The organism is Kitasatospora sp. NPDC089797 (genome assembly GCF_040684795.1).
Taxonomy (GTDB): domain Bacteria; phylum Actinomycetota; class Actinomycetes; order Streptomycetales; family Streptomycetaceae; genus Kitasatospora.
In genome coordinates this window covers 42,953-54,703 of record NZ_JBFBGS010000061.1, presented here as the reverse complement: position 1 = coordinate 54,703, position 11,751 = coordinate 42,953, and the positions used below count along the sequence as shown (strand labels likewise).

The following is an 11,751-nucleotide window of genomic DNA, read 5'->3' as shown; positions in this document are numbered from 1 at the left end:
CAGACGGCGGCCAGCCCGTAGGCGGTGCCGCCGGCCGCTCCGGCGCCAGGGGCCGCGGGATCGCCGCCGAGCACGGCGGCCAGCCGGGTGAGGCCCGCCTCCAGGAGGCGGACCTCGCGCGGTCCGGCGCCCTTCTGCGGGCCGTACACGGCGGCGGCGCCGTCCGGGCCGAGCAGCGGATTGGTGACGTCGGTGAGCAGCCGCACCCCGCCCGGCGGGGGTGGGAGCAGCCGGCCCGGGTCGGCCCGTCGCACACGGGCCAGGGCGCCACCGCCGTCGGGCAGTTGGACGCCGTGGCCGTCCAGCAGGCGCAGGCCGAGCGCGCCGAGCAGTCCGGCGCCGCCGTCGGTGGAGGCGGAGCCGCCGAGGGCGACGGCGATCCGGCGGGCCCCGGCGGCGAGCGCCGCGGCGATCAGCTGCCCGGTGCCGCGGGTGGTGGCGGTGAGCGGGGCCGGGGCGGCCATCAGCGGCAGGCCGCCGGTGACGGCGAGTTCGACCAGCGCGGTGCCGTCCGGCAGCAGGGCGTAGGCGCCGGTGACGGGGCGTCCGTCCGGCCCGGTGCAGCCGCGCACCCGCCGGACCACGGCCCCGGGGGTGGCCGCGACGACGGCCGCCATGGTGCCCTCGCCGCCGTCGGCCATCGGCCGGGCGAGCAGGGTGTCCTGCGGCCGGACGGAGTGCCAGCCGGTGGCGAGGGCGGTGGCCGCCTCGGCGGCCGTCGCGGTGCCCTTGAAGGAGTCCGGGGCGAGGACGACCTTCACCGGCCGGCCGCCGCGGCCGGGCCCAGGTACGGCTCGACGTGGCTGCGGTGGCGGTCGGCGAGCAGGGCCAGGGTGTCGCCCCCCGGGGTGTGCCAGACGCGCTCGTTGAAGATCTCGACCTCGACCCAGCCGGTGTAGCCCGCGGCGGTGACCGCCGTGGTGAGCGCGGCGAAGTCGATGTGGCCGTCGCCGACGTGGCCGCGGCCCAGCAGGGCGTCGGCGGGCAGCGGGAGCGTCCAGTCGCAGACCTGGTAGGCGGCGATCCGGCCGCCGTGCCCCGCGCGGGCGATCTGGGCGTCGAGCTGCGGGTCCCACCAGACGTGGTAGCTGTCCACCACCACGCCGACCTGCTCGGCGGGGAAGGGTTCGGCGAGGTCCAGGGCCTGGCCGAGGGTGGAGACCACGGCGCGGTCGGCGCAGAACATCGGGTGCAGCGGTTCGATCGCCAGCCGGACGCCCAGGTCGCCCGCGTGCGGGGCCAGTCGGCCGAGCAGCTCGGCGACCCGGGCCCGGGCACCGGCCAGGTCGCGGCTGCCCTCCGGCAGGCCGCCGACCACCAGCACCAGGGTGTCGGTGCCCAGTTCGGCGGCCTCCTCCAGGGCGGCGAGGTTGTCGGCGAGCGCCGCCCGGGCCGCCTCGGGCCCGTCGGCGGTGAGGAAGCCGCCGCGGCAGAGGCTGCTGACGGCCAGTCCGGCCTCCCGGACGATCCTGGCGGCGCGGGCGACGCCGGTCTCGGCGACCTTGTCGCGCCACAGCCCGATCGCCGGGATCCCGGCGGCGGCGCAGCCCGCCACGGCCTCGGGGAGGCTCCAGTCCCGGGTGGTGATCTGGTTGAGCGAGAGCCTGGTCATGCGCTCACCCCCGCGAGCCTGAGGTGGTCGCGCATCCGGCCGGCCGCGAGGTCCGGGTCGGGCAGCACGCCGGCCGCGTCGGCGAGCCGGAACAGCTCGATGAGGTGGCGGGTGGAGCGACCGCTCTGGGCGCCGGCGACCATGGTGAAGTGGTCCTGGTGCCCGGCCAGCCAGGCGAGGAAGACGATCCCGGTCTTGTAGTGGTACGTCGGCGCGCCGAACAGGTGCCGGGCGAGCGGCACGGTGGGGGCGAGCAGGGCGTCGTAGCGTGCGCCGTCGCCCGCGTCCAGGGCGTGCAGCGCGGCGGCGGCCCGGTGGGCGATCGGGTCGAAGACGCCGAGCAGGGCGTGGCTGTGCCCCAGCTCGTCGCCCTTGACCAGCTCGGGGTAGTGGAAGTCGTCGCCGGTGTAGAGGCGCACCCCGGCGGGCAGGGCGCGGCGCAGCGCGATCTCCCGGTCGGCGTCCAGCAGCGAGACCTTGATGCCGTCGATCCGGTCGGCGTGGGCGTGGATCAGGTCCAGTACGGTCGCGGTGGCGCCGTCCAGGTCGGTGGAGCCCCAGTAGCCGGCCAGCGCGGGGTCGAACATCTCGCCGAGCCAGTGCAGGACCACCGGCCGGCCGGACTGCCGGATCAGTCCGCCGTAGACGGTCAGGTAGTCCTCGGGGCCGGTGGCGGTGGCGGCGAGGGCCCGGCTGGCCATCAGGATCGGCCGGGCGCCGGCCGCCTCGACGACGGCCAGCTGCTCCTCGTAGGCGGCGGTGACCTCGCCGAGCGAGGGGGTGGGGGAGGCGAGGTGGTCGGTGCCGACCCCGCAGGCGAGCAGGCCGCCGACGGACCGGGCCTCGGCGCCGGAGCGGGTGATCAGCTCGCGGGTGGCGGGCCAGTCCAGGCCCATGCCGCGCTGGGCGGTGTCCATGGCGTCGGCCACGCCGAGGCCGAGCGACCACAGGTGGCGGCGGAAGGCCAGGGTGGTGTCCCAGTCGACGACGGCCGGGGCGCCCGGCGCGTTGTCGCCGAGCGGGTCGGCGACCACATGGGCGGCGGCGTAGGCGGTGCGGGTGCGGGGCGGGTGCGCGGGCAGGTCGAGCGGCTCGGGCTCGCGCAGCCGCAGCGGGCCGTGGCCGGGCAGTAGGATCTCGGTCATCACAGCTCCAGCGCGGGGACGTCGAGACGGCGGCCCTCGCGGGCGGAGCGCAGGCCGAGTTCGGCGAGCTGGACGCCCTTGGCGCCCTCCAGGAGGTCCCAGTGGTACGGGGAGCCGGTGGTGACGTGGCGCAGGAACAGCTCCCACTGCACCTTGAAGCCGTTGTCGAACTCGTCGTTGTCGGGCACCGCCTGCCACTGGTGGCGGAACGGCTCGGTGACCGGCAGGTCGGGGTTCCAGACCGGCTTGGGGGTGGTGGCGCGGTGCTGGACGCGGCAGTTGCGCAGCCCGGCGACGGCGCTGCCCTCGGTGCCGTCGACCTGGAACTCGACCAGTTCGTCGCGGTCGACCCGGACCGCCCAGGAGGAGTTGATCTGGGCGGTGATGCCGCCCTCCAGCTCGAAGATGCCGTACGCGGCGTCGTCGGCCGTGGCGTCGTACGGGCGGCCCCGCTCGTCGTGGCGCTGCGGGAGGTGGGTGGCGGTGTGGGCGTACACCGAGCGGACCGGGGCGATCAGGTTGTCCAGCACGTAGCGCCAGTGCGGGAACATGTCGAGGATCATGCCGCCGCCGTCCTCGGCGCGGTAGTTCCAGGACGGCCGCTGGGCGGGCTGCCAGTCGCCCTCGAAGACCCAGTAGCCGAACTCGCCGCGCACCGAGAGGATCCGGCCGAAGAAGCCGCCGTCCACCAGCCGCTTGAGCTTGAGCAGGCCGGGCAGGAAGAGCTTGTCCTGCACGGCGCCGTTGGCGACCCCGGCCTCCCGGGCCAGCCGGGCCAACTCCAGGGCGGAGTCGAGGGTTTCGGCGGTCGGCTTCTCGGTGTAGACGTGCTTGCCGGCCGCGATGGCGGCCTTGAGGGCGGGCTCGCGGGCCTGGGTGACCTGGGAGTCGAAGTAGATCTCGGCGAGCGGGTGGGCCAGGGCCTCGTCGAGCGAGGTGGTCCAGTGGGCCAGGTCGTGCCGTTCGGCGAGGGCGCGCAGCTTGGCCTCGTTGCGGCCGACCAGGATGGGCTCGGGCCACAGGGTCCGGCCGTCCGGCAGCGGGAGCCCGCCCTGCTCGCGGATCGCGAGGATCGAGCGGACGAGGTGCTGGCGGTAGCCCATCCGGCCGGTGACGCCGTTCATCACGATGCCGATGACCTTGCGGGACATGGGAGTTCTCCTTCTGGGTGGTACGGGGGTGCGCTGAGCCCGGGCGGCGCCGGGTTCTCGTCGGGTGGTGCGGGGGAGGCGCCGGCTGTTCGTCAGGCGGTGCGGGGGAGTTCGGCGGGCAGCACCGGGTGGGCGAAGGGCAGGCCGGCGGCGTACCGGGCCAGCTCGTCGGCCGCGGTGGCCGCCATCCGGTGCAGTTCGCCGCCGAGGGAGCCGGCCACGTGCGGGGTGAGCAGGACGTTGGGCAGCTCGTAGAGCGGGGAGTCGGCGGGCAGGTGCTCGGGCACGGTGACGTCGAGGACGGCGTTCAGGCGCCCGGAGACGAGTTCGGCGGTGAGCGCCTCCTGGTCGACCAGCGAGCCCCGGGCGGTGTTGACCAGGGTGGCGCCGTCGCGCATCGCGGCGAGCCGGGCGCGGTCGATCAGGTGCCTGGTCTCGGGCAGTTCGGGGGCGTGGACGCTCACCACGTCGGCGGCGGCGCACAGGTCGTCCAGCCCGACGGCCCGGGCGCCGAGCGCGGCGGCCTGCTCCGGGGCCAGATAGGGGTCGTGGAGGAGCAGTTCGAGGTCGTACGGGCGCAGCAGTTCCAGCACCCGCCGCCCGATCCGGGAGGCGCCGACGACGCCGACGGTGCGCCGGTAGTTGCCGGGGATCCCGGGCGCGGACTGCCGGCTGAACCGGTCGCGCTGCTGCCGGTAGGCGGAACTGAGCTGGAGGACCCGCTTGTTGGCGAACAGGACGGCCGCGACGGTGTACTCGGCGACCGGCAGCGCGTTGGCCGAGGCGGCCGAGCTGACCCGGATGCCGCGCTGCCAACAGGCCTCGGTGACATGGTGCTTGACCGATCCGGCGGCGTGCACCACGGCCCGCAGCCGGGGTGCGGCGGCGAGCACGGCGGCGTCCAGCGGCGGGCAGCCCCAGGAGCTGATCAGCACCTCGGTCTCGCGCAGCGCGGCGGCCGCCCCGGGCGCGGTGAAGTCGGTGGCGACCAGGGCCGGGTCGAGCTCGGCGAGTTCGGTCAGCCGGGCCATCGTGGCCGGGTCGATCAGCTGCTCGACCAGGCCGGGCTGCATGGCGAGCAGCGCGCGGGGCCGGGGACGGGCCTGCGGCCGGGGCTGCGCCGGGTCGGGTGGTGTGGCGGGTGCGGTGGGCACCGGGGGCTCCCGTTCGGGGGTGGGGGACGAGGGGGTTTCCCGGGGGGAGGTCACTTGACGCTGCCCGCGGTGAGTCCGGCCTTCCAGTGGCGCTGGAGGACGGTGAAGGCGACCACCAGCGGGAGCACCGCGAGCAGCGAGCCGGTGACCACGAGCGGGTAGTACTCGGGGAAGGCCCGGGTCTGGCTGTTCCAGCTGTAGAGGCCGAGGCTGACCGGGAAGAGCCGGCTGTCGGAGAGCATCACCAGCGGCAGGAAGAAGTTGTTCCAGATCGCGGTGAACTGGAACAGGAAGACGGTGACGAAGCCCGGCATGACCATCGGCAGCCCGATCGACCGGAACGTGCGCAGTTCGCCGGCGCCGTCCATCCGGGCCGCCTCCAGCACCTCGCCGGGCAGGTAGCCCGCGCAGAACACCCGGGCCAGGTAGACGCCGAAGGGGTTGACGAGGGAGGGCAGGAACACCGCCCAGAAGGTGTTGACGAGGTGCAGCTGCGAGGCGAGCAGGTACATCGGCAGGGCGAGCGCGGTGGTCGGCACCAGCACGCCGACCAGCACCAGGCCGAACAGCTTCTCCTTGCCGGGGAAGGCGTACACGTGGAAGGCGTAGCCGGCCGCGACGCAGAGCAGCGCGCAGAGCAGGGCCCCGATCCCGGCGTAGAGCAGGGAGTTGAGGTACCAGCGGAAGTAGATGCCGTCGCCGGTGCTGGCGAGCTGGTGGAGGTTCTCGCCGAGGTGCCAGTGGGAGGGGCTCAGCGAGACGCCGCCCAGCAGGTCGCCGGTGTTCTTGGCGGCGGCGGTGAGCAGCCAGCCGAGCGGCAGCAGGGTGTAGGCGGTGGCGAGCAGCAGGGCGCCGTTGACGGCCGCCTTGGAGAGCGTCCAGGGCCGCCGCCGGGCCGGGGCCGGGGTGTTCGGGGGCGGGGTCCGTACGGGGCGTTCGGGGGCGATCGCGGTCATGCCGGGGTCTCCTTGCGCTTCGGCCGCCGACCGCCGGTGGAACGCGTGCCGTCGGTGGAACGCGTGCCGCCGGCGGGTCGCCGTCCGCGGGTGGGTCGTGAGCCGCCGGTGAGGCGGGTGACCACGAAGGACAGCCCGGCCGCGAGCAGGGCGAGCAGGACCGAGGAGGCGGCCGCGAGGTTGTAGTCGTTGCGGTCGAAGGCCGCCGTGTAGCCGTACATGTTGGGGGTCCAGGTGCTGATCACGCCGGGCGCGACGCCGTGCAGGATCATCGGTTCGGTGAAGAGCTGGAGCGATCCGATCAGGGTGAACAGCGCGACCATCACGATCGAGGCGCGGATCAGCGGCACCTTGATGCCGAGCGCGGTGCGCAGCGGTCCGGCGCCGTCCACCACGGCCGCCTCCAGCACCTCGCGGGGCACCGCCTGGAGGGCGGCGTAGAAGATGACCATGTTGTAGCCGGTCCACTCCCAGAGCGCGATGTTGACGACGGCGGGCAGCGGGTGGCCGAGCAGGTCGGGTTGGAGGCCGGCCGAGCCGAGGGCGTCGACGACCGGGCTGATCCCCGGGGTGTAGAGGTACATCCAGACCAGCGCGGCGATGATGCCGGGCACGGCGTGCGGCAGGAACAGCGCCAGCTGGAAGAAGCGGCGGGCCCGGGCGAGCGTGGAGTCCAGCAGCAGGGCGAGGGTGAGCGAGAGGCCGACCATCAGCGGGATGTACAGCAGGCAGTAGCCGGCGGTGATCAGCAGGCCGTTGCGGAAGGCGTCGTCGCCGAGGGCGCGGCCGTAGTTGGCGAGGCCGGTGAAGACGGTCTCGGCGTCGCCGAAGCCGAGGCCGTCGCGGTGCTCGGTGAACAGGCTCAGGTAGACGGCGTAGCCGATGGGGACGAGGGTGCAGGCGGTGAACAGCAGCAGGAAGGGGGCGAGGAGCAGGGCGGGGGCGCCGCGCCGGCCGCGCCGTCGCTGCCGTGGCTGCTGCCCGTGGTCTCCGCGCTGTCCGCTTCGCCGGGGCTGACCGGGCCGCCCGTGCTGTTCGTGCCGTCCGCGCCGCCTGACGGTGGCGGCGCGGACGGAGCCGTGCGGGCCGGAGCCGGGGCGCTCGGCCGCCGGGGAGGTGGTGCCGGCGGTCATCCCTGGGCGACCTTGAGCCCGCGGTTCCTCAGCTCGGCGGTGGTGGCCTGCTGGGCGGTGCCGTCCGCCTGGGCGATGGTGCCGCCGCCGGTCAGCTTGGCGAAGGAGTCCTTCAGGGAGTTGTTGGTGGCCCCCATGGCGGGGCCCCAGGTCCAGTCGGCGCGGATGGACTTGGCCGCGTCGGCGTAGAGCGCGTACACGTCCTGGCCGCCGTAGAAGTCGGTGTTGAAGGCGGCCTTGGCGACCGGGACCAGCTCGGGGGCGGCCGGGTAGGCGGAGGAGGTGCCGGAGGCGATCCGGGCCTTGATGCCCTCGGGCGTGGTGGTGGCCCAGCTGGAGAACTCGACGGCCGCCTTGGCCTTCTTGCTGTCCTTGGAGACGGCGAAGGTGGTGCCCCCGAGCATGCCGCTGGCCGGGGAGCCGTCCCAGGTCGGCACCGGGGCGACGGCCCACTTGCCGGAGGCGTCCGGGAGCGAGCTCTTCAGCACGCCGGCGCCCCAGGAGGCGCCCACGTACCCGGCGGTCTCGCCCTTCTGGAGGGAGGCGGTCCACTGCTGGCTGAAGGAGGGCTGCACCCGGACCAGGTCGTCGTCGATCAGCTGCTGCCAGTAGTCGGCGACGCGTCGGGTGTCGGGGGAGTCGATGTCGACCTTCCAGGCGCCGTCGGTGGTGCCGAACCAGCGGGCGCCGGCCTGCCAGGCGAGCGTCTCGAACGGGCTCGGGTCGTCGGGGAAGAAGGTGGCGATCCGGGTGGCGGGGTCGGCCTGCTTCAACTTCTGTGCGGTGGTGCGGAATTCGTCCCAGGTCCGGGGGGCCGTGAGGCCCGCTCGGTCGAACAGGTCCTTGCGGTAGTAGAAGGCCTGGGGTGCGGCGTCCAGCGGCAGCGCCCAGGTCCTGCCGCCGAGCGTGGTGAGCTCGACGGCCTGCGGCAGGTACTTGTTCCGCAGCTCGGTCGGGACGAGCTTGCCGATGTCCTGGACGGCGCCCTGGCTGACGAAGTCGGGCAGCTGCTGGTACTCGGTGTTGAAGACGTCCGGGGCGTTGCCGGCCTTCACCGCGTTGGAGATCTTGGCGTAGCCGCCGGCCACGCCGGAGGGGATCTCCTCGTAGGAGACCTGGACGTCGGTGTGGGAGGCGTTGAAGGCGGCGACCACCTCCTTGGTGCCCTTGGCCCAGCCCCAGAAGGTGATGGTGACGGGCTTTCCGTCGGCGGCGGGCCCGTCGTGGCCCGATCCGCCGCTGCCGCAGCCGGCCAGCAGGGTGGTGGAGAGGGCGATGACGGCGGCGGCGGTGAGCCGGGGAGCTCTACGGCGGCGGGGTGTGGGGGAGTGCATGGTTCAGCTCCAGGGTGAAGGTGGCAGACGCCGGAGGAACCCGAGGGCTCGGCACGGGCCGAGCGGGGCGGGGACATCCTGACCCTGCTGTTCGATCGCCGTCAAGACCGTTTGATCGAATGATCCAGATTTCCCGAAACTCCGCGGAGTCGGGCAGGAGTACCCGCTCGTGCCCGGTGAACTGCTGCTATCGCCGACCGGACGGGCTTCGCAGAGGGTCGCTCCGGAAAGGCCCGATTGATCATTCGATCAGAAACATTGACGAGTGATCGATAACTGCCTAGATTCGGCGGCGCGTCAGTCGGCCGACGAAGGATCCCTCCATGCACCTGCCCCCCGAGGACCGCCGCACCAGCCCGTACACCGGCTGGACCAGGGACCACTGGGAGAGCGCCGCCGACGGCCTGTTGGCCGCCGTCCGCCCGTACGCCAGTCCCGGCCAGGGCCTCATCCACCTCCCCGGCCCCCGCCCGAGCGTCTCCGGACGGCGCTCCGACGGACTGGAGGGCTACGCCCGCACCTTCCTGCTCGCCGCCCTCCGGGTCGCCGGCGCCGACGGCGCCGACCCGCACGGCCTGCTGGAGCGCTACGCCGCCGGACTCGACGCCGGCACCCGGCGCCCCACCCTCGAACGCGAACTCGCCGACGGCGACCCGGAGTCCTGGGGCGCCGTCACCGACCGCTCCCAGTCCATGGTCGAGGCCGCCTCCATCGCCCTCGCGCTGCGGCTGACCCGCCGCTGGCTCTGGGACCGGCTCGACGACGCCGTCCGCCGGCGCGCCGGCCACTGGCTGGCCGGCGCCCTGCGGCACACCCCGGTCGACAACAACTGGTGGCTCTTCCCGCTCACCGTCGGCGGCTTCCTCGCCGAGGCCGGCATCGAGACCGACGCCGCCCGGGCCGCCGTCGACCGCGGCCTCGACCGGATCGAGCGCTGGTACCTCGGCGACGGCTGGTACACCGACGGCCGCCCGCGCGCCTTCGACCACTACAACGGCTGGGCCCTGCACCTCTACCCCGTCCTGCACGCCCACCTCGCCGGCGACCCGGCCCTGCTGGCCCGCTACGGCGCCCGCCTCGAAGCCCACCTCACCGGCTACGCCCGGCTGTTCGGCGCCGACGGAGCCCCCGTCCACCAGGGCCGCTCACTCACCTACCGGTTCGCCGCGGCCGCCCCGCTGTGGGCCGGCGCCCTCACCGGCCACACCCCGCTCAGCCCCGGCGCCACCCGCCGGATCGCCTCCGGCGCGCTGCGCCACTTCCTCGACCGGGGCGCCGTGACCCCGGACGGCCTGCTGCCGCTCGGCTGGTACGGCGCGTACCCGCCGCTGGTCCAGGAGTACTCCGGCCCGGCCTCGCCCTACTGGGCGAGCAAGGGCTTCCTCGGCCTGCTGCTCCCCGCCGACCACCCGGTCTGGACGGCGACCGAGGAGCCCGGCCCGGCCGAACGCGCCGACGCCGTGGTGCCGTTGCCGCAACCGGGCTGGCTGGTCCAGTCCACCGCCGCCGACGGCCTGGTCCGGCTGCACAACCACGGCAGCGACGACCAGCCCGCCGACCGGGCGCACGCCGACGACCCGCTGTACGCCCGGCTCGCCCACTCCACCGCGACCGCCCCCGTCCACGACGGCCCGGCCGACAACCACTTCGGCCTGCTGCTGGACGGCCGGCCCACCGACCGCGGCCGGATCCGCCCCCTGGGCGCCGGACCGGGCTGGGCCGCCTCCGCCCACCGGCCCCGCAGCGGCGGGCGACCGCTCACCACCGTGGGCGTCACCTCGCTCACCCTGACCCGGGGCCACCACGAGGTCCGGGCCCACCTGGTGGTCGGGGCCGGGCCCGGGAGCGCGGTGCGGGAGAGCGGCTGGGCGGTGGCCGGAACCGCCGTCGAGGCCGGCACCGAACGGCTGACGGCCCGGGTCCGCGCCGAGGGCGGGCTGCACGCCGAACTCACCGGCGCCCAGGGCTACACCCGGGCCTGCGTCGAACCCGCCCCGGCCGGTACGGCCTTCGGACCCGCCGCGGCCGTCCCCGTGCTGACCGGCGCCACGGGGGAGGGGCCGTCGCTGTTCGTGTCGGTCGGGCGCCTGGCCGCCGTGGCCCTCGCGCCCGACGACCGGCCGCTCCTGCGCGCCGAACCGACCCGCGACGGCCACCGCCTGACCGTCACCTGGCCGGACGGTGACGTCCAACGGGCGGAGCTCGCCGCCGGGTCCGTCACCGTCCGCGCCGTCTGAGGGAGGCCGCCGTGCCGCTCGTTCCCGCCGCCCCGGGCCTGCCCCGGCACACCCGCGCCGGTGACACCGGCTGGAACTACGCTGCACCGGGCAGTGACGCCGGCCGAGCTCCGTCGTGTCCGTCGCCGCGCGATCCGTCGCCGTCCGCGCCGTCCGCGCCGTCCGAAAGGTCGCCATGCCGCTCGCCCTCTCCACCCTCGGCCTGCCCGGGCTCGCCCTCCCCGCCGCCGTCCGGCTCGCCGCCGACACCGGCTGGGACGGGCTGGAACTGCGCTGCGCCGAGGGCGAGTCGGTCCACCCGGCGATGACGCCGGCCGAACGCCGCGCCGCCGCAGCCACCCTGACGGCGGCCGGGATCACCCCGATCGCGCTCGCCGGGTACGTCGGGGTGGCCGCCCCCGGTGACGACGGACCGGTGCTCGCGGAACTCCGGACGTCCCTGCGCCTGGCCGCCGACCTCGGTTGCCCGGCCGTACGGGTCTTCCCGCGTGGCGGCGACGGACCGGCCGCCGAGGCCGACCGGCGGGCCGCGCGCCGGCTGACGGCGGTCGCCGGGGAGGCCCGGCGGCTCGGCGTGCGGGTGCTGGTGGAGACCCACGACTCGCACCGCGCCGGGCGCGACGTGGCCCGGCTGCTCGACGGCGTCCCGCCCGACGCGGCGGGCGCGCTCTGGGACCTGCTGCACACCTGGCTGGCCGGGGAGACCCCGGCCGACACCCACGCCGCGCTCGCCGGGCGGCTCGGCCACGTCCAGGTCAAGGACGTGGCCGGCCCGGACGACCTCGCCCCGCTGCCGCTCGGCGCGGGCCGGCTGCCGATCGCCGACTGCCTGCGCCTGCTGCCGCGGGACGGCTGGATCTGCTGGGAGTACGAGGCGCCCTGGCACCCGGCGGCGGCCCCGCTGCCGCCGCTCCTGGCGGAGGGGGCGCGGTCGCTGAGGTCCTGGTGCGCGGGGGCGTCCGCTCGCGGCGTCTGACCGCCGGTCCGCCGGTCTGCCGGCCCGATGCCCGGGCCCGGCGCGGACGGCGT

10 protein-coding genes are annotated in these 11,751 nt (G+C 75.3%); 2 read left to right on the top strand and 8 right to left on the bottom strand.

The annotated features are described in order from the left end of the window. The 8 genes from AB0O91_RS35390 to AB0O91_RS35355 form a co-directional block, all read right to left on the bottom strand. A partial coding sequence (locus AB0O91_RS35390; protein WP_363442040.1) for a glycerate kinase occupies positions 1–761 on the bottom strand: 761 nt, incomplete at its 3' end. Further along, positions 758–1,612, bottom strand: a complete 855-nt coding sequence (locus tag AB0O91_RS35385; RefSeq protein ID WP_363442038.1) for a sugar phosphate isomerase/epimerase — start codon at positions 1,610–1,612, stop codon at positions 758–760. The genes AB0O91_RS35390 and AB0O91_RS35385, both read right to left, overlap by 4 nt. Beyond that, complete coding sequence (locus AB0O91_RS35380; RefSeq protein WP_363442036.1) at positions 1,609–2,757, bottom strand: dihydrodipicolinate synthase family protein; 1,149 nt, start codon at positions 2,755–2,757, stop codon at positions 1,609–1,611. The genes AB0O91_RS35385 and AB0O91_RS35380 overlap by 4 nt, the downstream gene beginning before the upstream one ends. Next, positions 2,757–3,908, bottom strand: a complete 1,152-nt coding sequence (locus AB0O91_RS35375) for a Gfo/Idh/MocA family oxidoreductase (RefSeq protein ID WP_363442034.1) — start codon at positions 3,906–3,908, stop codon at positions 2,757–2,759. The genes AB0O91_RS35380 and AB0O91_RS35375 overlap by 1 nt, the downstream gene beginning before the upstream one ends. Before the next feature lie 92 nt (positions 3,909–4,000). Beyond that, the gene (locus AB0O91_RS35370) at positions 4,001–4,981 is read right to left on the bottom strand and encodes a hydroxyacid dehydrogenase (RefSeq protein WP_363442054.1); all 981 of its coding nucleotides are present in this window, start codon (positions 4,979–4,981) and stop codon (positions 4,001–4,003) included. 131 nt (positions 4,982–5,112) lie between these two features. Continuing rightward, positions 5,113–6,018, bottom strand: a complete 906-nt coding sequence (locus AB0O91_RS35365; protein ID WP_363442032.1) for a carbohydrate ABC transporter permease — start codon at positions 6,016–6,018, stop codon at positions 5,113–5,115. Continuing rightward, the gene (locus tag AB0O91_RS35360) at positions 6,015–7,151 is read right to left on the bottom strand and encodes a sugar ABC transporter permease (RefSeq protein ID WP_363442030.1); all 1,137 of its coding nucleotides are present in this window, start codon (positions 7,149–7,151) and stop codon (positions 6,015–6,017) included. The genes AB0O91_RS35365 and AB0O91_RS35360 overlap by 4 nt, the downstream gene beginning before the upstream one ends. Next, positions 7,148–8,485, bottom strand: coding sequence for a sugar ABC transporter substrate-binding protein (locus tag AB0O91_RS35355; RefSeq protein ID WP_363442028.1), 1,338 nt, complete (start codon positions 8,483–8,485; stop codon positions 7,148–7,150). The genes AB0O91_RS35360 and AB0O91_RS35355 overlap by 4 nt, the downstream gene beginning before the upstream one ends. Positions 8,486–8,808: 323 nt before the next feature. Between AB0O91_RS35355 and AB0O91_RS35350 the strand changes: the two genes are divergently transcribed. Together AB0O91_RS35350 and AB0O91_RS35345 are read left to right on the top strand one after the other, a co-directional pair. After that, positions 8,809–10,722 (top strand): DUF2264 domain-containing protein, encoded by a 1,914-nt coding sequence (locus AB0O91_RS35350; protein ID WP_363442026.1) that lies wholly within the window; start codon positions 8,809–8,811, stop codon positions 10,720–10,722. A 175-nt stretch (positions 10,723–10,897) separates the two neighbouring features. Continuing rightward, positions 10,898–11,698, top strand: coding sequence for a sugar phosphate isomerase/epimerase family protein (locus tag AB0O91_RS35345; protein ID WP_363442053.1), 801 nt, complete (start codon positions 10,898–10,900; stop codon positions 11,696–11,698). Positions 11,699–11,751: the final 53 nt, after the last annotated feature.